Annotated in this window: 18 protein-coding genes and 1 tRNA gene; 4 read left to right on the top strand and 15 right to left on the bottom strand. The window is 69.9% G+C overall.

Features of this window, described 5'->3' with window-relative positions:
• Positions 1–4: 4 nt before the first annotated feature.
• The 4 genes from LLS1_RS13130 to LLS1_RS13115 are packed head-to-tail and all read right to left on the bottom strand — an operon-like array spanning position 5 to position 4,725.
• Positions 5–919 (bottom strand): ABC transporter permease, encoded by a 915-nt coding sequence (locus LLS1_RS13130; RefSeq protein WP_226656138.1) that lies wholly within the window; start codon positions 917–919, stop codon positions 5–7.
• Positions 916–1,878, bottom strand: a complete 963-nt coding sequence (locus tag LLS1_RS13125) for an ABC transporter permease (RefSeq protein WP_223359902.1) — start codon at positions 1,876–1,878, stop codon at positions 916–918. The genes LLS1_RS13130 and LLS1_RS13125 overlap by 4 nt, the downstream gene beginning before the upstream one ends.
• A 22-nt stretch (positions 1,879–1,900) precedes the next feature.
• Positions 1,901–3,517, bottom strand: coding sequence for an ABC transporter substrate-binding protein (locus LLS1_RS13120; RefSeq protein WP_226656136.1), 1,617 nt, complete (start codon positions 3,515–3,517; stop codon positions 1,901–1,903).
• The gene (locus LLS1_RS13115) at positions 3,517–4,725 is read right to left on the bottom strand and encodes a dipeptidase (protein ID WP_226656134.1); all 1,209 of its coding nucleotides are present in this window, start codon (positions 4,723–4,725) and stop codon (positions 3,517–3,519) included. The genes LLS1_RS13120 and LLS1_RS13115 overlap by 1 nt, the downstream gene beginning before the upstream one ends.
• A 167-nt stretch (positions 4,726–4,892) precedes the next feature.
• Here LLS1_RS13115 and LLS1_RS13110 point away from each other — a divergent pair, with 167 nt between their 5' ends.
• Positions 4,893–5,897, top strand: coding sequence for an ABC transporter ATP-binding protein (locus LLS1_RS13110; protein ID WP_226656133.1), 1,005 nt, complete (start codon positions 4,893–4,895; stop codon positions 5,895–5,897).
• The gene (locus LLS1_RS13105) at positions 5,884–6,936 is read left to right on the top strand and encodes an ABC transporter ATP-binding protein (RefSeq protein ID WP_226656131.1); all 1,053 of its coding nucleotides are present in this window, start codon (positions 5,884–5,886) and stop codon (positions 6,934–6,936) included. The genes LLS1_RS13110 and LLS1_RS13105 overlap by 14 nt, the downstream gene beginning before the upstream one ends.
• A 64-nt stretch (positions 6,937–7,000) precedes the next feature.
• Here the strand turns inward: LLS1_RS13105 and LLS1_RS13100 are convergent.
• From LLS1_RS13100 to topA, 6 genes are all read right to left on the bottom strand, one after another.
• Positions 7,001–7,073 (bottom strand) — tRNA-Thr (locus LLS1_RS13100).
• Between the two features lie 91 nt (positions 7,074–7,164).
• On the bottom strand, positions 7,165–7,860 hold the full coding sequence (locus LLS1_RS13095) for a TetR family transcriptional regulator (RefSeq protein ID WP_226656129.1): 696 nt from the start codon (positions 7,858–7,860) through the stop codon (positions 7,165–7,167).
• A 69-nt stretch (positions 7,861–7,929) separates the two neighbouring features.
• Positions 7,930–9,489 (bottom strand): alpha/beta hydrolase, encoded by a 1,560-nt coding sequence (locus LLS1_RS13090; protein ID WP_374758271.1) that lies wholly within the window; start codon positions 9,487–9,489, stop codon positions 7,930–7,932.
• Positions 9,486–10,652 carry a DNA polymerase III subunit delta' gene (locus LLS1_RS13085; RefSeq protein WP_226656127.1) on the bottom strand — a complete coding sequence of 389 codons (1,167 nt, stop codon included), beginning with the start codon at positions 10,650–10,652 and terminating at the stop codon, positions 9,486–9,488. Before LLS1_RS13085 ends, LLS1_RS13090 begins: the two co-directional genes overlap by 4 nt.
• 38 nt (positions 10,653–10,690) lie before the next feature.
• The gene (gene tmk / locus LLS1_RS13080; protein WP_226656125.1) at positions 10,691–11,308 is read right to left on the bottom strand and encodes a dTMP kinase; all 618 of its coding nucleotides are present in this window, start codon (positions 11,306–11,308) and stop codon (positions 10,691–10,693) included.
• Positions 11,305–14,100 carry a type I DNA topoisomerase gene (gene topA, locus LLS1_RS13075; RefSeq protein ID WP_226656123.1) on the bottom strand — a complete coding sequence of 932 codons (2,796 nt, stop codon included), beginning with the start codon at positions 14,098–14,100 and terminating at the stop codon, positions 11,305–11,307. Before topA ends, tmk begins: the two co-directional genes overlap by 4 nt.
• A gap of 246 nt (positions 14,101–14,346) precedes the next feature.
• Here topA and LLS1_RS13070 point away from each other — a divergent pair, with 246 nt between their 5' ends.
• Positions 14,347–14,598: a hypothetical protein gene (locus tag LLS1_RS13070; RefSeq protein WP_226656121.1), complete on the top strand. Its 252-nt coding sequence runs from the start codon at positions 14,347–14,349 to the stop codon at positions 14,596–14,598.
• Between the two features lie 53 nt (positions 14,599–14,651).
• On the opposite strand, the gene LLS1_RS13065 is transcribed toward LLS1_RS13070, so the two are convergent.
• From LLS1_RS13065 to LLS1_RS13045, 5 genes are all read right to left on the bottom strand, one after another.
• Positions 14,652–15,041 carry an Rv3654c family TadE-like protein gene (locus LLS1_RS13065; RefSeq protein ID WP_226656119.1) on the bottom strand — a complete coding sequence of 130 codons (390 nt, stop codon included), beginning with the start codon at positions 15,039–15,041 and terminating at the stop codon, positions 14,652–14,654.
• Positions 15,041–15,442 (bottom strand): TadE family type IV pilus minor pilin, encoded by a 402-nt coding sequence (locus tag LLS1_RS13060; protein ID WP_226656117.1) that lies wholly within the window; start codon positions 15,440–15,442, stop codon positions 15,041–15,043. Before LLS1_RS13060 ends, LLS1_RS13065 begins: the two co-directional genes overlap by 1 nt.
• Positions 15,417–15,647 carry a DUF4244 domain-containing protein gene (locus LLS1_RS13055; protein ID WP_226656116.1) on the bottom strand — a complete coding sequence of 77 codons (231 nt, stop codon included), beginning with the start codon at positions 15,645–15,647 and terminating at the stop codon, positions 15,417–15,419. Before LLS1_RS13055 ends, LLS1_RS13060 begins: the two co-directional genes overlap by 26 nt.
• Positions 15,648–15,925: 278 nt before the next feature.
• A complete protein-coding gene (locus LLS1_RS13050; protein ID WP_226656115.1) occupies positions 15,926–17,107 on the bottom strand; it encodes a pilus assembly protein TadB in 1,182 nt (393 codons plus the stop codon).
• Complete coding sequence (locus LLS1_RS13045; protein ID WP_226656114.1) at positions 17,104–18,102, bottom strand: TadA family conjugal transfer-associated ATPase; 999 nt, start codon at positions 18,100–18,102, stop codon at positions 17,104–17,106. Before LLS1_RS13045 ends, LLS1_RS13050 begins: the two co-directional genes overlap by 4 nt.
• 346 nt (positions 18,103–18,448) lie before the next feature.
• Here LLS1_RS13045 and acs point away from each other — a divergent pair, with 346 nt between their 5' ends.
• On the top strand, positions 18,449–20,398 hold the full coding sequence (gene acs, locus LLS1_RS13040) for an acetate--CoA ligase (RefSeq protein WP_226656113.1): 1,950 nt from the start codon (positions 18,449–18,451) through the stop codon (positions 20,396–20,398).
• Positions 20,399–20,436 lie beyond the last annotated feature (38 nt).

The following is a 20,436-nucleotide window of genomic DNA, read 5'->3' as shown; positions in this document are numbered from 1 at the left end:
TGGGTCAGCGGCGGCGCGACCGCGGGTTGCGGGCGTCGTTGTAGGCGATCGAGAGCAGCGTCGCCGACAGCACGAGCAGCAGGATCGCGATGGACGGGAACAGCGTCAGCCACCAGGCGCTCGACATGGCGCCCGATTGCTGCGCCTCGTACAGGATGCGTCCCCACGACCACACGTTCGGGTCGCCCAGCCCGAGGAACGCCAGTCCCGCCGCGGAGAGCACCGCGCGGGAGGCGGTCACCACGACGGAGACCACGATGACCGGGGTGACGGCCGGCACGACGTGCCGGACGATGATCCACAGCGGCGACGTGGTCATCAGCCGTGCGGCGTCCACGTATGGCAGCCGCACCACCGTGAGCGCCTGCGAGCGGACGAGGCGCGTGACCTCCGGCCAGGAGAACGCGGCGACGACGAGGATGATCGTCCCGGTGCTCGGCCCGACCAGCGCGGCGATGAGGATCATGAGCGGCAGCACCGGCAGCGACAGAGTGAGGTCCACGATGACGCTGATGACACCGTCGAGTCGCTGGAAGTAGGCGCCGACCACCGCGATCAGGGTGCCGACGACGATCGCGATGGCGGAGGCGGCGACGGCCACCAGGATGCTCTGCTGCGATCCCCAGACCACCTCGCCGAACACGTCGCGACCGAGGCTGTCGGTGCCGAACCAGTGCGCGAGGCTCGGCGGGGCGAGCACCGGGTCGCCGTAGCTCGGCGGGTAGGGGGCGATGAGCGGCGCCGCGACCGCGACGACGGTGAGCAGGATGAGCACGCCGAGCGCCAGCATCCCGAGCGGCTCGCGCCGGAACGCCTTCCACGTCTGTGCGCTCGCGCGGCCGTTGCCGAGCGCGACGGGCTCGAGCCCGACCGCCTCCTCGGTGACCGTCGCCGCGTTCTGGGTGGTCGCGTCGGTCATGCCTTCTTCACTCTCGGGTCGAGGAAACCGTAGACGGTGTCGGTGATCATGTTCGCGACCACCACCGTGATCGCGAGCATCAGGAACGCACCCTGGAGGACAGGGAAGTCGAGCTGGGTGACGGCCTCGTAGATGCCCCGGCCGATGCCGGGATACGCGAACACGGTCTCGGTGAGCACCGCGCCTCCCACGAGGAAGCCGAGCTGCAGGCCGATGAGCGTGGTCGTCGGCAGCAGCGCGTTGCGCAGCGCGTGTTTCCACAGCACCCGGCGGTAGGGCAGGCCGTTCGCCTTCGCGAGCGTGGTGTAGTCCTCCCCGAGCGCGTCGATCAGAGTCGATCGCATCGTCAGCACGTAGCTGCCGAGCTGCACGAGCATCAGCGAGAGCGCGGGGAGGACGAGGTGGGCGGCGACGCTCCCGTACCAGGCGAGCCCGTAGGCGTCCTGGTCGTAGGCCCCGCCGATGGGCAGCCAGCCGAGCATCAGCCCGAAGACGAACAGCAGCAGCACGCCGATGCTCGGAACGAAGATGGACTGCCCGGTGACTCCGATGATCTGCACCAGCCGGTCGAGGAACCGGCCGCGGTGGGAGGCCGCCAGCACCCCGAGCGGGATGCCGACGACCACCGTGGCCACGAGCGCGGCGCCCGTGAGGAGCAGCGTCCACGGGAGGCGCTGCATCAGCACGTCGAGCACCGGGATCGACTGCGTGAACGACACGCCCAGGTTGCCCTGGACGAGCTGCCACAGGTAGATCCCGTACTGCACGATCAGCGGCTGATCGAGGCCGTACTGCTGGAGCAGGGCGGCCCGCGCGTCCTCGGTCATGTTCGGGCTGGCGACGGCCAGCGCCGGATCTCCGGGCAGCAGGCGCAGCAGGAGGAAGGTCACGGTGACGGCGAACCACACCGTGAGCAGACCCCGGCCGAGCCGCGGGAGGAGGAACAGGAACCGGGACACGCGGGCGTACCTCTGCTTTCGGTTACTTGCCGGTCGGGTGCGCGCTGGCCAGCGACACCGGGTTGACGATGGAGAGCAACTCGCTCGGCTTCGAGACGAAGCCGGTCCACTTCGAGGAGTGCGCGAAGTACAGGTTCTGCGTGTACATGATGTTGTCGTACACGTTGTCCCGCACGATCTTCGCGGCCTCCCGCATCAGCTTCACCTTCTCGTCCTTGTCGGTCGTCGCGGTGCCCTGGGCGATCAGGTCGTTGAGCTTCGCGTCGTCGACGTAGGTGTAGTTGATGGCGCCGCCCGGCAGGTAGGCGAGCGTCATGTTCGTCACCGGGTCGTCCATGATGGCGAAGTTGCCGGCGTAGATGTCGAAGTCGCCCTTGTTGGTCATCGCGAGGTACGTGTTGCGCTCCGTGCCCTGCAGCTCGATCGCGATGCCCGCCTTCGCCGCGCTGTCCTTCACCAGGGTCGCCCACTGGCTGGTGACGCTGTCCTGCAGCGAGTAGATGAGGCGGAACTTCAGCGGGAACATCCCGTCGGAGCCGGCGGTGTAGCCCGCGTTCTCCAGCAGCTTCCGCGACTCGTCGGTGTCGAAGGCGTACTCCTTGATCGACTTGTCGTAGTAGTCCTTCAGCACCGGCATCAGCGGGCTGGAGCCGGTGGAGACGGCCTGCCCCTGCAGCACGACCTTGCGGATGGCGTCGTAGTCGACGGCGTGCGCGAGCGCCTGCCGCACCTCGACCTTGGCCAGGTCCGCGTTGTTCATGTTGTAGGTCATGTGCGCGTAGCCGAGCCCGACGGCCTCCTCCACGGCGATGCCGCTGGTGGACTTGAGCTTCGCGACCTGCGCCGGCGGGAGGGCGTTGGCGATCACGTCGACCTCGCCGCTCTGCAGCGCCAGGATCTCGGTGTTGATGTCCGGGAACACGCGGTAGACCACCGACGCGGAGAGCGGGGTTCCGCCCTCGACCAGCGGGTAGTCGTCGACGCGCTCGAGCGTGTAGCTCTGGCCGACCTGCACTTTGGTGAGCTTGTACGGGCCGGCGCTGACCCATCCGCCGTCGCTTCCGTCGTTCGGGAACGACGCGACCGACTCCGCCTTCTCGAACACGTGCTTCGGGACGATGTTGCCCCAGAAGCCGATCTCGTCGACGATCGACGAGTCCGGCTTGGTGAGGGTGAACTCGACCCGGGTCTTCGAGACGGCCTTCGCCGTGTCGAGGTTGGCGAGCTGACCGTAGAAGGTCCCGGAGGGCTTGTCCTTCTTGACCGCGTTCATGGTCCAGGCGACGTCCTCGGCTGTCAGCGGCTCACCGTCGCTCCACTTCAGGTCGTCGCGGATCTCGTAGAAGCCGGTGGTGTCGTCCACGTAGCCCCACTTGGTCGCGACCTGCGGCTCCTTCGAGCCGTCGTTCGCGATGCTCAGCAGGTGCGGGTACATGAGGTTCGTGATCCAGTAGTCGCTGCGGCTGTTGCCGACCAGCGGGTTGTAGTTCACGACGTCGGTGGTCGTGGCCACTGTCAGCGTCTGCGAACCGGCGGTCGCCGAGGTGGCGGCCGGCGGCGCGCTGGGGGCGCAGGCGCTGAGCGCCAGCGCCGACGCGGCCAGCACGGCCGCGGTGAGTGCGATCTTCCGTGGGCGCATCAGACCCACACCTCCTTCAGGACCCGCAGAGTGTTGCCACCCACGACGGCGCGGATCTCGTCGTCGGAGTAGTCGTGCTTCACCAGCCAGCCGATGATGTTGTAGAACTCCTCGGCCGGGTTCTCGAGGCCGTCGACGTACTCGACCTTCTCGTAGTCGACCGTCCCGTGGGCCTGCCCGAGGGACAGGTTCGACGAGAAGGCGTCGTGCAGGCCGACGTGGTCGCCGAAGAGCGTGTCGGGACCGAAGCTGACGTGCTCGAGGCCGACCAGGTCGACGCAGTACTGGAAGTGGTCCATCACCGACTCCAGCGAGTGGCGCGGGTGCGCCGGCGACAGCGTCGTGTGGGGCGCCGCCTCGATGCCGATCACACCGCCGCGCTTCGCGCACTCGATGATCGTCTCGTCGGTCTTCATGCGGTTCGTCGGCCACAGACCGCGGGCGCCGGCGTGGGTGATGAACGTCGGCTTGGTGGACGCCTTGATCGCGTCGACCGCGGTGCGGTCTCCCGAGTGCGAGACGTCGATGGCGATGCCGAGCTTGTTCATCCGCTCGACCGCGCGCTCCCCGAAGTACGTCAGCCCGCCGTCGCCGCGCTCCTTGAGCCCGGAGCCGAGGGTGTTCGCCTCGGAGTAGGCGATGCCCATCTGGCGCACCCCGAAGCCGTAGAGCACGTCGAGCCGGTCGACCTCGTTCTCGATCATCGTGGAGGCCTCGAGGGCGAAGACGTGCGCGATGCGGCCCGTCTCCGCGGCGTACTCGATGTCCTTGATCGACTCCCCCTTGATGACGAAGTCCTGGTGGGCGAGGTCTGCCATCCGCACGCCGAGGTCGAAGAGCACGTCCTGGTACTTCCAGCCCGCGTCGCTCGAGATGCAGCAGGTGCCGTCCATCCCGTTGTCGAAGACGGCCGTGATGCCCGAGCGGCTGAGCCCCTCGTAGCCGGTTGGTTCGCGGCCCTGGCGGATGTGGTCGCGGAGCTGGGTCATGTCTTCGGGGAAGACCTGCACGTGGTCGTGCAGCGAGATCACCGTCGACTCGGCGAGCAGGCGGGTCGTGCGCTCGGCCTGAGCGTCGCTGAGGCCGAGACCGGCGTAGGCGGGCACACGGCCGAGCTGCTTGGCGTAGCGGAACTCCCGGTAGTCCTTGCCCGCCTCGAGGTAGTCGTAGGCGGTGTAGCCGGTGTAGCGCGGGGAGGGGTCGAGCACGCTTTCTCCTTCGTTCCTGGTGAGGTGGTGTTCGAAGTGCGCACCTGGCGCAGTGGAAGACAATCTCGCGGATATCCGGCATCTGTGTCAACATGAGTTTGAAAATTCGGCAAATTCGTTTCTTGATTGAAACATTCCGGAAATCACTCACATGCGAGGATGTCTGCGTGGACACAACGAATCCCTCCGGCGACGAGGTGCTGCGGGTGCGCGGCCTCTCGGTCGCGTTCACCGGCTCCGGACCGGACATCCCGGCCGTGCGCGCGGTGGACCTCAGTGTCGGCCGCGGCGAGTTCGTCGCCCTGCTCGGCGAATCCGGCTCCGGCAAATCCGTCACCGCCCGCGCCATCATGGGCCTCGGCGACGAGCACACCCGGGTGACCGCGGACGAGCTTCTGCTCCGCGACATCGACCTCCTGCACCTGACGGAGGAGAGACGGCGACGGCTCCGCGGCGAGCGCATCGCGCTCGTGCTGCAGGACGCGCTCTCGGCGCTCAACCCGGTGATGACGATCGGCAACCAGATCGGCGAGCTCTTCCGGGTGCACCGCGGAGCGAGCCGCAAGGAGGCCCGTGCTCGTGCCATCGACCTGCTCGGTCTCGTCGGCATCCCCGCGCCCTCGCGACGGGTCGACGACTACCCGCACCAGTTCTCCGGCGGGATGCGCCAGCGCATCCTGATCGCCATGGCCATCGCCCTCGACCCCGAGCTCCTGATCGCGGACGAGCCGACGACCGCCCTCGACGTCACGGTGCAGGCGCAGATCCTGGACCTGCTCGGCTCGCTGGGCGACCAGCTCGGGATGGGCATCCTGCTCATCACCCACGACCTCGGCGTCGTGATGGAGGTCGCCGACCACGTGTCCGTCATGTACGCGGGCCGGATCGTGGAGAGCGGCTCCGCCGACACCGTGTTCGCGCACCCGGCGCATCCGTACACGCAGGCCCTGCTGCGCTCCGTGCCGCAGGCCGCTCAGCGCGGCTCCGACCTCCTCACCATCCCCGGATCCCCGCCCAGCCCGGCCCGGGTGCCGCAGGGCTGCTCGTTCCACCCGCGCTGCCACCTCGCGGTGGACGCGTGCGCCACCACCCGGCCTCCCCTGCTCGAGGTCGCCGCCGGCAGGCGGGCCGCCTGCCTCCGATCCGAGGAGCTCATCGGTGAACTCGTCTGACCCCCGCACCGCCGCCGTCCTCCCCCGTCCCGGCGAGGGCGCCCGCGAGGTCGTGCTCGCCGCCTCCGGCCTGGCCCGCCGCTTCGCCACGGGGTCCCGGCTGCGTCCCGCGACCGTCTCGGCCGTGGACGGCGTGAGCCTCGAGCTCCACGCCGGCGAGGTGCTCGGCATCGTCGGCGAGTCCGGCTGCGGCAAGTCCACGCTCGCTCGGATGCTGGTGGGTCTCGAGCGCCCGGACGAGGGAACGCTGGCCTACCGCGGGCGCGATGTCGGCCGCGGCCGGCTGAGCGACCGCAAGCACCTGCGGCAGGGCGTCCAGATGATCTTCCAGGACCCGTACGCCTCCCTCGACCCGCGCATGACCGTGCTCGACATCGTCACCGAGCCCATCGCCGCTGCCCACGCCATGGGCCGGGCAGCCCGCCGCGCCCGTGCGGTCGAGCTGCTGGAGCTCGTCGGTCTCGGCGAGGACATGCTCGGCCGGTTCGCCCACCAGTTCTCGGGCGGCCAGCGTCAGCGCATCGGAATCGCCCGCGCTCTCGCACTCGACCCCGACGTGCTGGTCTGCGACGAGCCCGTCTCCGCACTCGACGTCTCGGTGCAGGCGCAGGTCATCAACCTCCTCGGCGACATCCGCCGCCGCCTCGGAGTCTCCATCGTCTTCATCGCCCACGACCTCTCGGTCGTCCGCCACATCGCCGACCGCGTCGCCGTGATGTATCTCGGGCGCATCGCCGAGATCGGCGACACCGAGGCCGTCTACGATCACCCGTCGCACCCCTACACTCAGGCGCTGCTCTCGGCGACCCCCACCGCCACCCGCGAGGGCCGCGGCCGCCTCTCCCGGCGTCGCATCCTCGGCGGCGAGCCCCCCTCGCCCGTCGACCCGCCCGCCGGCTGCCGCTTCAACCCGCGCTGCTGGATGGCGACCGACGAGTGCCGCGATATCGTGCCGCCGCTGCGCGCACTGGCCGGCCCCGGCGTCCCCCTGCGAGACGTGTCGTGCCACCACGCCGAGGAAGCGGTGCTCGCAAGCTAGGCGAATACCTCACCGGGAAGCCGAAAGGCCCGCGGATCATCCGCGGGCCTTTCGTGTTCGTCGGAGCCGCCCAAGGGAATCGAACCCTTGACCTTCTCATTACGAGTGAGATGCTCTGCCGACTGAGCTAGGGCGGCGTGGGCCGGGCTCTCGCTCGGCGCACAGTCAGATAGCTTACCCGATCGGGCGGGGTGCTCACGACCATGCGGGCGCGGGAAGCGAGCCGGGTCAGTGCACCTGGCTGCCGAGCGCCTGCAACTGGTCGAAGGAGGCGCGCAGGCGGTCGGCGAGGGGTTCGACGCCGCCGTGATCCGCCCAGCACGACCAGGCGTGACGCATCCCCGCGAAAGCCACGTAGGTGACGAGGCGGGCACGCTGGTGCAAGCCCTCCTCGTCCTCCGCGAGAGCCGGGTCGTCGTGGGCGAGACGGCGTTGGACGACGGCGCTCAACCCTTCCTCGAACGTGTGCATGCTGGCCATGCGCTGCGCGAAGAGCTCCGGGTTGTCTTTCAGGAGTGCCCGCCGGAGGGTGTGCATCTCCTGCAGGGTCGCCGCAGCCTCCCCCGGGGCGCTCTGCGCGGCCTCGCCGAGGTCGCCGCCGTCGATGGCCGCGATCAGCAACAGGCTCATCCCGTGCAGGATGGGCTCCTCTGGGCCGGCTGCGACGAAGCGCTCGACGTCATCCTCCCCCGGAAGCTCGGGAAGCTCCCCGATGATCGCCGCCTCCTTCGAGGGGAAGTAATTGAAGAAGGTCCGCGGCGAGACGTTCGCCGCATGGCTGATCTCGTCCACCGTGACACGGTCGAAGCCACGCTCGCTCGTGAGGGTGAGCGCGGCGAGCTGGATCGCGCGCCGGGTGGCGATGCGCTTGCGCTCGCGCAGGCCGAGCTCGGGATCCAGTGCGGAGTCGGGGGCCACAGTCACTCCTGGATTATTTCATCCGCTGCAAAATTGCACCACTCGACCGAGCGAACTGTGACGCCACCGGCCCGCTCAGCAGGTCTTGCCCTCCGTCGGCAGCGTCCCCTTCACCAGGAACGCGTCGACGGTGTCGTTCACGCACGAGTTCGACTTGTTGTAGGCGGTGTGCCCCTCGCCCTTGTAGGTGAGCAGGTGGCCGTTCTCCAGCTCGTGGGCGAGGTTCTTCGCCCACACGTACGGGGTCGCGGGGTCGTTGGTGGTGCCGACGACCAGGATGGGGGCGGAGCCCGCCGCCGCGATCGGCCCCCGCTTGACCGTGGACTTGTACGGCCAGGAGGCGCAGCCGATGTCCCCGTACGCCATGTACGGCCCGATGACCGGGGCGTCCTTCGCCAGCTCGGCGGCCTGCGCGCGCATGGTCGCGGGATCGGCATCGTACGCGTAGTCGAGGCAGTTGATCGCCATGAACGCCTCGGTCGAGTTGTCCGAATACGTGCCGTCACTGTCACGGCTGTTGTACGCGTCGGCCAGGGTGAAGGCGACAGAGGCGCTGCCGCGCATGACCGACTCGAACATCTGGCTCAGGTACGACCATCCGTTCGCGTCGTAGAGCGGATAGATGATCGCGGTCACGAGGGTGTTCGCGCCGAGTTCACGGCCGTCGGAGTTGCGGATGGGGCTGTTCTCGACCGAGGCCAGCAGAGCGGAGATGGTCTTCATGCCGTCGTCGACCGTCCCGTCGAACGGGCAGTCCTTCTGACCGAGGCAGTCGGTGAGGTAGGCGCGCAATGCGCTCTCGAAGCCCTGCGCCTGGACCTTGGTCACGTCGAAGTTGCTGGCGGCGGGGTCGAGCGCACCGTCGAGGACGAGCCGGCCGGTCTTGCCGGGGTAGAGGTCGGCGTACACCGCTCCGAGGTAGGTGCCGTAGGAGTAGCCGAGGTAGTTGAGCTTCGTGTCGCCGAGCACGGCGCGCAGCAGGTCGAGGTCGCGCGCGGCGCTCACGGTGTCGACCTCGTCGAGCAGCGCTCCGGTGTTCTTGGCGCAGGCCGCGCCGAAGTCGACCGATGCGGTGGTGTTCGCGGCGATCCACTCGTCGGAGCCGCGCACGCCGGGGGTGATGTCGTAGAGGTAGCCGTCCATCTGCTTGGCGTCGTAGCACTTCACCGCGGTCGACCGGCCGACCCCGCGCGGGTCGAAGCCGACGACGTCGAAGTGGTCCTGCAGTGTGCTGTCGGTCGCGTAGCCGACGCTGTCCTTCACGAAGTCGTAGCCCGACGCGCCCGGCCCCCCGGGATTGACCAGGAGAGACCCCTGTTTGGTGCCCTTCGCCTTCTGGCGGATGAGCGCGAGCTCGATCTCGCCCGCGAACGGGTCGTCCCACCTGAGCGGAGCCTTCGCGGTCGTGCACAGCATCCCGCCGGAGCAGCTGCTCCACTTCAGCACCTGCTCGTAGAAGGGCTTGAGGTTCGCGGCGACATCCTCCCTGACCGGAGAGGAGGTCGCGGCGGTCTTGGGCGGGATGAACCACGTGACGCAGCCGGTCAGGGTGAGCGCGGCGATCGCCGCGATCGCGACGGAGGCCGTGCGCAGAACGCGCCGACGGGGGCCTGGGCGGCCCGAGCGGGTGATCACAGGTCGGTCCCCTTTCGCGCGGCGGTGCCGCGAAGGATGGTGGTGAGCATGGCCTCGAGGGCCAACGCCGGCGCGACGTTGCCGTCGATCCGCTCGCGAGCGGTTGCGACCGCGTCCATCGCGGCGAGCGTATCGGCGGGAGTCGAATGAGCGCTGAGAGCTTCCAGCCGCTCCCGCAGCTCGAGGTTCACGAGCGCGCTGTCGCTGCGCAGCTGCAGCATCATCACGTCACGGTAGAGGGACTGCAGGTCGACCAGGATCCGGTCGATGCCGTCTCGCAGGCTCCGGGTCGCGCGCCGCTTCTGGTCGTCCTCCAGTTGACGCAGCTGTCCGCGCAGGGCGGGCGGGACGGTGCCGCCCGGTTCGACGCCCAGGGAACGGAGCGCGTGTTCGCGCTCCTCCGCGTCCCGCTCCTCCGTGATGGCCTTCGCGTCGGCACCCGCGATCTCGAGCAGCGTCGCCGCGGCGAGGACGGCGTCCGAGACGGATCGGATGCCGAGCGCGAGCGTCAGGGTCTCCGAACGCCGTCTGCGCGCCTCTTCGTTGGTCGCGAGGCGGTGCGCCATCCCGATGTGGCTCTGCGCGTGCCGTGCGGCGCGCTCGGCAGTGACGGCGTCCACGCCGTCCCGGCGCTCGATCAGGGCGGCGACATCGGCCACGCTCGGCACCTTCAGGCGCACGGTGCGGACGCGGGAGCGGATCGTCGGCAGGAGGTCGGCGTCGCTCGGGGCGCACAGGATCCAGACCGTCCGCTCCGGCGGCTCCTCCAGAGCTTTCAGCAGCACGTTGGAGGTGCGCTCGCTCATGCGGTCCGCATCCTCGATCACCATCACCCGGTATCGCCCGACGGAGGGCGAGAACTGCGAGCTGGACACGAGCGTGCGCACCTCGTCGATGGAGATGATGACGCGCTCGGTGCTCAGCACGGCGAGGTCGGGGTGGGTCCGCGCCTCGACCTGTCGCTGCGTCGCCAGGTCGCCCTCGGGCGTTCCCGGGCTGAGCAGCGCCGTGGCGAAGGCGTAGGCGAGGTTGGAACGGCCGGACCCCGGAGGGCCCGTGATCAGCCACGAGTGGGTCATGCCGCGGGCGTCGGATCCCGAGGCGGCGGCCCGCACGACGGCGATGGCGTCGTCCTGCCCCGTCAGGTCGTCCCACACTGCCATGCGTTCCAGGCTAGCGGGCACGGCGGACACCGGCGCGGTCAGACGCGGCCATCGAGGCGGCGGCGGATCTCGGCGGCGATCTCGTCGATGGGCAAGGAGGCATCCACCACCAGGAATCGCTCCGGTTCCGCGGCGGCGAGCTCGAGGAAGGCGGCCCGGACGCGGGCGTGGAACTCGGCTCGTTCGGCCTCCAGGCGGTCGTAGCGTGTACGGGAGCTGTCGAGGCGTGCACGGGCCGTCGTCTCGTCGAGGTCGAGGAGGATCGTGAGATCCGGGAGCAGACCTTCCGCCGCCCACAGCGAGAGGGCGCGCACCTCGTCGCCGCCGAGGACGCGTCCGGCTCCCTGATACGCCACCGACGAGTCGATGTAGCGGTCCTGCACGACGACATCGCCGCGGTCGAGGGCGGGGCGCACGAGGGTCGCGACGTGGTGAGCGCGGTCGGCTGCGTAGAGCAGTGCTTCCGCCCGCGGCGCGATGTCCCCGCGATGGTGGAGCACGATCTCGCGGATCTCGACGCCCGCAGCCGTGCCGCCGGGCTCGCGGGTACGAACGACGGTGCGTCCGCGGGAGGTGAGCCACTCCGTCAGGAGCGCGGCCTGCGTCGACTTGCCGACCCCGTCACCCCCTTCGAACGTGATGAAGAACCCGCTCACTCGGCCGCCGGCTTCGCCGCGGGGGCCTTCTTCGCTGCCGTGGACTTCTTGGCGGCCGTGGTCTTCGCGGCGGTCGTCTTCGCGGCGGTCGTCTTCGCGGGCGCCTTCCGCGTCGTCGCCTTCTTCGCCGCGGGCTTCTTGGCCGGCCCCTTGGCGCGCTTGTCCGCGAGCAACTGCACAGCACGCTCGAAGTCGACCTCGTCGACCGTCTCCCCGCGCGGGATCGTCGCGTTGGTCTCGCCGTCCGTCACGTACGGTCCGAAGCGGCCGTCCTTGACCTTGATCGGCTTGCCGCTGACCGGATCCGCGTCGAACTCCTTGAGGGCACTCGACGCGCGGCGGTTGCCGTACTTCGGCTGCGCGAACAGCTCCAGCGCTCCGGCGAGATCGACCGTGAAGATGTCGTCCTCGGAGGTCAGCGAGCGGGTGTCCGTCCCCTTCTTCAGGTAGGGGCCGTACCGGCCGTTGGCCGCCTGGATCTCGTCGCCGCTCTCCGGGTCGATGCCGACGACCCGCGGGAGGTCGAGGAGCTTGAGCGCCGTCTCGAGGTCGAGGGACGCGATGTCCATCGACTTGAAGAGCGACGCGGTCCGCTGTTTCGGCGCGGCGGCCTTCTTCGCCGGCTTCTTGGCCTCGACGACCTCACCCGTCTGCGGGTCGGCCTGCGGCTCTGGCTCCGGGTCGGCCTCGGTCACGTACGGGCCGAAGCGGCCGTCCTTGGCGAGGACGACCTTGCCGGTCTCGGGGTTCGAGCCCAGCACGCGGTCGGTCTGCACCGGGGCGTCGATCAGTTCGCGGGCCTTCGCGGGCGTGAGCTCGTCCGGGGCCAGCTCCGGAGGGAGGTTGACGCGCCGCGGGGTGGCGTCCTCCGCGGCGCCGGGCTCGGCGACCTCGAGGTACGGGCCGTATTTGCCGATGCGCAGGGTGACGCCCTCATCGATCGCGATCGAGTTGATGCTGCGCGCGTCGATCTCGCCGAGATTGTCGATCACCCGGCGCAGGCCCTTGTGCTTGTCGCTGCCGAAGTAGAAGCTGTTGAGCCAGTCGATCCGTTCGGCTTCGCCGTCCGCGATCCGGTCGAGGTCGTCCTCCATCTCGGCGGTGAAGTCGTACTGCACCAGGTCGCCGAAGTAGTCCTCGAGGAGTCGGACGACCGAGAACGCGACCCAGCTGGGGACGAGCGCCTGGCCGCGCTGCGTCACGTAACCGCGGTCGATGATCGTGGAGATGATGCTCGCGAAGGTGGAGGGCCGGCCGATGCCGAGCTCCTCGAGCGCCTTCACCAGGCTCGCCTCCGTGTAGCGCGGCGGCGGTGTGGTCTCGTGCCCATCCGCCTCGACCTCGGCGACCGAGAGGGACTGGTCGGGCTCGAGCGGCGGCAGCTTGGCCTCGGCCGTGTCGGAGGAGTTGCGCTCCTCGTCCTTGCTCTCCTCGTACGCGTTGAGGAACCCGCGGAAGGTGATGACCGTGCCGCTCGCGGTGAACTCGGCGACGGTGCCGTCGAGGGTTCCCTCCGTGATGGACGCCTCGACCGTGACGGAGGCGGTCTGCCCCTTCGCGTCGGCCATCTGGGAGGCGACGGTCCGCTTCCAGATCAGGTCGTAGAGCCGGAACTCGTTGCCGCGCAGCACCTTCTCGAGCTCGCTCGGGGTGCGGAAGACCTCGCCGGACGGACGGATGGCCTCGTGCGCCTCCTGGGCGTTCTTGCTCTTCGAGGCGTACGTGCGCGGCTTGTCGGGAACCGTCTCCGGCCCGTAGAGCTTCGCCGCCTGTGTGCGGGCCGCGTTCGTGGCCTGCTGCGACAGCGACGCGGAGTCGGTGCGCATATAGGTGATGTAGCCGTTCTCGTAGAGCGTCTGAGCGACGCTCATCGTCTGCCGGGCCGAGAAGCGGAGCTTGCGGGCGGCCTCCTGCTGCAGCGTCGAGGTCGTGAACGGCGCGGCCGGACGACGGGAGTACGGCTTGGAGTCGACCTTGGAGACGGTCACGACGGTGCTCGGCCGGCGCACCGCGTCCGCGAGCGCCTGGGCGGCCTCCTCGTCGAGAGTGCGGGCGTCCGAGGTGAGGCGACCGTGGTCGTCGAAGTCTCGACCGGTCGCGACGCGCGTACCGTCGACGCGGGCGAGGCGCGCCTGGAAGGCGGTGGCGCCCTCGGGCGCGAGCTGAGCGGTCAGGCCCCAGTAGGACGCCGGTACGAACGCGAGCCGTTCCCGCTCGCGGTCGACGACCAGGCGCGTCGCCGCAGACTGAACGCGGCCCGCCGACAGTCCGGGTCCGACCTTGCGCCACAGGACCGGCGATACCTCGTAGCCGTACAGGCGGTCGAGGATGCGGCGGGTCTCCTGAGCGTCGACCAGAGCAGTGTCGATCTCGCGGGTGTTGTCGCGGGCCTTCTCGATGGCCTCGCGCGTGATCTCGTGGAAGACCATGCGCTTGACGGGGACCTTCGGCTTCAGCACCTCGACGAGGTGCCAGGCGATGGCTTCTCCTTCGCGGTCCTCATCCGTGGCGAGCAGGAGCTCGTCCGCGTTCTTGAGGGCGCGTTTGAGATCGGCGACCGTCTTCTTCTTCTGATCGGAGACGACGTAGTACGGCTCGAAGTCCTTCTCGACGTCGACCGAGAACTTCCCGAGCGACCCCTTCTTCAGCTCCGGCGGCAGGTTCTTGGGCTCGATCAGGTCTCGGATGTGGCCGACGGAGGCCATCACCTCGTAGCCGTCGCCCAGGTACTGGGCGATCGACTTCACCTTGTTCGGAGACTCGACGATGACGAGTTTCTTCGTGTCAGGCACCTGACTCCTCTTATATGTACGACGATGTCGCCCCGACCGGATGTCGGTAGCACGCTCCCGCGTCTGTGCCGCGGAGCCCGGTCCTCGGCGCAAAGCCGGACGAGCGTGGGCCGGAGTGGCCCAACAGGCAAACCATACACACCTTGCCCTCGGGTGTGCCTAATCCGGTGCCGTCCGTTCGCCCTGGGCGCAGGGACGGCGCGTGTGCTCCCTTGTGGACGGCAGAGCGCCGAGGACAATGGAGGTATGGCAACGACATCACTGACGACGTACACCGCCAAGCTGACCGACGGACCTCTCGAGGGCAAGACGATCGCCACCGAGTTCCTCCCCTCCGGGGACCCGCGTCCCCGGCTCGAGCTCGCCGCCCCCGGAGGCGGCAAGCGCTACCTCTACGTCCGCGCCGCCGGCACGGACACCGAGTACTCGGGGACCGACGCCAATGCCGACCGGCCGAGCGCCGTGGGCTACCGCTACCTGGAGACGCTGTTCGACTGACTCCGTTTCGGCCGAACTTTCCCCGGCCGAACGCGTTACCCGGTGCTCCCGGCTCATCCCGGCGGTCCCGCACGTGCACTCACGGCCGTGCGCCACCCTCCCGGAATGTCGACGCCCACGGTGACCGTCGCCTCCAGCCCTGCCATCAGGCACTCCTCCAGTTCTGCGCCGTTCTCCTCCGCCACCCGGTCGGCCAGTTCGCACGGCTCGCCTCCGATCCTCCCGACCGCGGCGTCCGCCGCGGCGAGCGCCGCCAGGTCGGCGACCGTCGCCGCCCGTCGCTTCGCGACGTGCGCGGCCCCGACCGCCAGCGTTGCGACGAGGACCGCGACCATCGCCCCCACCAGCGTCACGACCACGACGCTCGCGCTTCCGTACTCGCCGCCCAGCCGGCCCCTGAACCGGGACGTGCCCGGCCGCCATGCGGCGCCTCGCACCGGCATCACCCCGTGCCTCCGGATTCGGCACGGGCCTCGTCCACCGCACACGCTCGTGCGCTGATCCGCAGCCCTGCTGCGCCCAGCCCCACCACGGCGCTGTGGGCCGTCAAGGTCACGCACACCATCCCACTCCGCCGATCGATCACACGTTCCGCCTCGAGGCCGGACACCGCGGAAGCAACGGGCGGATCACCCCGGCCGAGCAGCCGCGCGTCCACCGCCGCGGCGTCGGCCAACCGGAGCTGCTGTCCACCGGCCTGCACGGCGCCGACGCCGAGCCCGAGACACACGAGGGCCGCGGGGAGGGCGACAGCGAACTCGGCGGTGACGCTGCCCCTCTCTCGCTCGGACCCGCGCGGCTCTCCGGGCGAGCCGCTCTCACGCCGCGACCGTGAGAGCACCACGCACCAGCTCCGTGAGCAGACTCTTCACCTCGTCGCTCCGCAGCACGACCACGAGCAGACCCGCGATGCCCACCGCCGCGACCGTGATGATCGCGTACTCCGCCGTCGCCGCGCCGTGCTCGTCCCGTACTGCTTCCCAGGCCCGGGCCCGCCGGGCTCGTGCCGGCCATACCCGCTGTGCCCAGCGGGCCGGCCGTTCTGTCATCGGCCGCTCCTCCGGCTCCCGCTCGCTCCGTGTCCGCCTTTCCGGCACGTGCTCCCGCTCCCCCACCATTCGTTCCCCCATCTTTCGTTCCCCCACCTTTCGTTCCCGCACCTTTCGTTCCCGCACCTTTCGTTCCCCCGCCCATCGCTCTCTCAGCACTCGCTCCCCATCTCGTCATCCCTTTCCTCTCGACCGGTCCGGGCCGATGGCCGGTGCTCCTCATCCTTCGCGAGGGCTGTCGGCGCGTGGGCCGGTCACCCGAATCGGTGGACAACTGCTCAGAACCCCGCAACGGTGGAGGAGATCAGCGCGAGCATCACGGGTGCGACTCCCAGGAGCAGGAACGATGGCAGTACGCAGACAGCGAGGGGCATCAGGAGCTGCACACCGAGGCGCGCGGCGGCGGTGCGTCCTGCAGCGCGGGCTGTGCGCCGCCGTTGCACCGCCGAGGAGGAGAGTAGCTCGGCAGCCGGGGCCCCGGCCCGCGCCGCCAGCTCCAGGATGTCGTCGATGGCGGCGTCGGATCCACCGGGGAGATCCAGCCGGTCGCACGTCTCCGCGACGAGGCGGCGCGATCGCTCCACCGACAGCCCCGAGCTCAGTGCGATCGCCGTCAGCTCCTCGGTCGTCCCCGGTACGTCCCCGCTCGGGGCCGCCCTGCGGACAAGACTCGCCGTCCATCTCCTCCCGGCGATCCCCAGGGCTGCACCCGCGGTGAGGAGCATCCCACCGACCGGTCCGGAACCGAGCGCTCCGACGATGTCGACTCCGAGGAGCATCGCCGACGCCGCGCCCGCCAGCGGCAGCCAGCTCACCAGCCGTGCCGTCGCTCGGGGGCCGCTCAGCGCCACTTCCACATCCCGCGCCACTTCCGCCCGGTCCCGTAGCGCGTCCGCCGCGCCCCGCAACGCCGGGCTCAGCGGCGCTCCTGCCGCCACCGCGACGGCCCAGGCGGCGGCGAGCGTCGCCAGCGGACCCCCGCTCACCGACGCCTCGCCCGGCGGGCCCGCGCCGGTCGTGGGAGCGCGCACGGCCGCCTCAGACGACGCCCACGGATCCGGCAACCCGCGCGACGACCCCCGCCCCTGCGGAGAGTCGCGGCTCCGTCCGCGCGCACTCCCGCGCATCGTCCGCCGAACCGACGCCGACTGCTCGGCGAGCGACTCCTCGGCGAGCGCATCCTCGACGGCCGCCCCTGCCTCGATGCGCGCGGCCACCCGGCGCACCGACGGTGGAGCGCCCGCCCGCCCCACGTGCCGCCACGCAGACGTGGGCGCTACACCCGCGTCGAGGAGCACCGCGAGTGCCTCGGCGGCACCGGCGAGTGCGTCGGCGTCCGTCTCGACGACCGACGAAGCGGAACGACGGAGGACGCCGTCCCGCTTTCGTGTCGCGGCCGCGCGCCCGCGGCCCGCTCGTCGCCGCTGTGGCACCACAGCCGTCCCGCGCTTCCTGCTCATGCCCTGCCCCCGGGCTGCTCGACGGCACCCCGCGCGGGCACGACTCCCAGCCGGCCGTCCCCGCCGAGCGCGAGGCGGGCGAATCCGGCCACGCGGCGGCCCTCCCCCCTCCGTTCGACATGGACGACGAGCCCGATCGCACTCACCGCCTGCCGGGCGAGCGCGTGCTCCCCGAGGCCCGCCAAAGCGCCCAAGGCTTCCAAGCGCGCCGGGACGTCGACGAGCGAGTTCGCGTGGAGCGTGCCCGCTCCCCCATCGTGTCCGGTGTTGAGGGCGCTCAGCAGATCGCGCACCTCTTCTCCGCGGCACTCGCCGAGCACGAGGCGATCGGGTCGCATCCGGAGTGCTTCGCGCACGAGCCGACGCAGATCCACGCCGCCCGCTCCTTCGAGGTTCGGCTGGCGTGCCTGCAGCGCGACGACGTGCGGGTGCGGGACGCGGAGCTCCGAGACGTCCTCGATCACGACGATCCGCTCGGTCGGCGGCGCGTGGGCCAGGATGGCGGCGAGCAGGGTGGTCTTCCCTGCCCCGCCCGCCCCTGTGACGAGCAGATTCGTGCGCGCCGCAACCGCCGCGCGCAGGGTCTGCGCCTGCTCCGGCGTCAGCGAGCCCGCGGCGGCGAGATCCTCCAGCGTCAGGACCTCCTCGCGCGGGATACGGATGGACAGGAGCGTTCCCCCGGTCGAGATGGGCGGGAGCACGGCGTGGACGCGCACTCCCCCGCGCAGGCGCACGTCGACGAACGGCGTCGCCTCGTCGATGTGCCGCCCACCACGACCGATCAGATCGACGGCCAGGCGGCGGACGGAACGCTCGTCCAGGTTCCAGTCCGGGATGCGATGGAGACCCGGTGGGCCGCCGTCGCTCCAGAGCTCGCCCGCTCCGGTGATGAACAGGTCGGTCACGCCCGGTCGCTGGAGGTAGGGCGTCAGGATGCCGAACGTCTCCCACAGACCGGGTTCACGCTGAGCGGGGCTCGCTGTCTCGTCTCTCATCCTCCGAGCCAAGAGCACAGACGGCGGAACCGGGACGACTCCGAAGGATCTGTGGAGTCCTGACGGGAGGCCCGCGGTTGGGAATGACGAGCGGCGCGCTAGGGGGATGCCGGTTAAAAAAGGGGGGCCGCACCTATTGGGGGGAACAGGTGCGGCCACTGCGGCGCTGGATTGGGGGGAATCGTTAGCGCCGCACGCACGAATTTACATTCGGCCGGGGACAAGTTTACGCGGAATCAATGCAAACGCAAGTCTCCGTGGGACCGGCCCGCCCGAGGTTGTAGAGTCAGGCATTGTCGCGCCACGACAGAACACTCAGCATCGCAAAGGAGCGAACAGCCTCCCCATGAGCAACACAATCGACAACCTGCTCCATGAAGCCCGACGGTTCTCGCCGAGCGAGGAGTTCGCCGCGCACGCCGTGGCGACAGCCGATCTCTACGAGCGCGCCGCCGACGACCGCCTCGGGTTCTGGGCCGACCAGTCCCGCGACCTCCTGCACTGGCACAAACCGTTCACGAAGACGCTGGACTGGACGAACCCGCCGTTCGCGAAGTGGTTCGACGACGGCGAGCTCAACGTCGCCTACAACTGCCTCGACCGGCATGTGCTCGCCGGCAACGGCGACCGTGTGGCCATCCACTGGGAGGGTGAGCCCGGCGACTCCCGCTCGCTCACCTACGCCGAGCTCACCGCGGAGGTCAAGAAGGCGGCCAATCTGCTCACCAGCCTGGGCATCCGTGCGGGCGACCGCGTGGCCATCTACCTCCCGATGATCCCGGAGGCCGTGATCGCGATGCTCGCCGTCGCACGCATCGGCGCGGTGCACTCCGTCGTCTTCGGCGGCTTCAGCGCGGAGAGCCTGCGCTCGCGCATCGACGACGCCGAGGCCAAGCTGGTGATCACCGCGGACGGCGGCTGGCGCAAGGGCCGCGTGTTCCCGCTCAAGGACGCGGTCGACGCCGCCCTGTCGGGCTCCGAGAGCACGGTGGAGCACGTCCTCGTCGTCAAGCGCGGGGAGAACGAGGTGGCCTGGACCGAGGGCCGCGACCTGTGGTGGCAGGACGAGATCGCCCAGGTGGACGCGGACCACGTCGCCAAGGCGTTCCCGGCCGAGCAGCCGCTGTTCATCCTCTACACCTCGGGTACGACCGGCAAGCCCAAGGGAATCCTGCACACCTCGGGCGGGTACCTCACGCAGGCCGCGTTCACCCACAAGAACGTGTTCGACCTCCACGCCGACTCCGACGTGTACTGGTGCTCGGCCGACGTCGGCTGGATCACCGGCCACAGCTACGTCGTGTACGGCCCGCTCGCCAACGGCGCCACCCAGGTGCTCTACGAGGGGACCCCCGAGACGCCGCACCCGGGCCGCTGGTGGGAGATCATCGAGAAGTACAAGGTCTCGATCTTCTACACCGCGCCGACCGCGATCCGCTCGTTCATGAAGCTCGGCCGGCAGCACCCGCAGCGGTTCGACCTCTCCAGCCTGCGCGTGCTCGGGTCGGTGGGCGAGCCCATCAACCCGGAGGCGTGGATGTGGTACCGGGAGGTCATCGGCGGCGGCGGGACCCCGATCGTCGACACCTGGTGGCAGACCGAGACCGGCGCCATCATGATCTCCGCACTGCCCGGGGTGACGACGCTCAAGCCGGGCAGCGCGCAGGTGCCGCTGCCGGGTGTCTCGATCGAGATCCTCGACGAGGCGGGTGTGCCGGTCGGCAAGGACCAGGGCGGCCTGCTGGTGGTCACGGAGCCGTGGCCGAGCATGCTGCGGGGCATCTGGGGCGACCCCGACCGGTTCGTCGAGACCTACTGGTCGAAGTTCGGCGACAAGTACTTCGCCGGCGACGGCGCCCGGTACGACAAGGAGGGCGACATCTGGCTGCTCGGCCGGGTCGACGACGTGATGAACGTGTCCGGTCACCGGCTCTCGACAGCGGAGATCGAATCGGCGCTCGTGGCTCACGCGCTGACGGCGGAGGCCGCCGTGGTCGGTGCCGAGGACGAGACGACCGGCCAGGCCGTCGTCGCGTTCGTGATCATCAAGGAGAACCAGCTCGAGACGGCGCAGTCGATCGACGTGGCGGCCGAGTTGCGCAAGCATGTCGCGGAGCAGATCGGCGCCATCGCCCGTCCTCGGGACATCTTCATCGTCACCGAGCTGCCGAAGACCCGGTCGGGCAAGATCATGCGGCGCCTGCTGAAGGATGTCGCGGAGGGGCGCGAGGTGGGCGACACGACCACGCTCGCCGACACCGCGGTCATGAGCTCGATCCAGAGCAAGCTGTCCTGACGGATGCACGAAGGGGGGGGGCCCCCCCGCCCCCCCCC

The sequence above is a fragment of the Leifsonia sp. LS1 genome (assembly GCF_020521355.1).
Taxonomy (GTDB): Bacteria; Actinomycetota; Actinomycetes; order Actinomycetales; family Microbacteriaceae; genus Leifsonia.
This window is presented reverse-complemented; position numbering and strand designations above follow the sequence as displayed.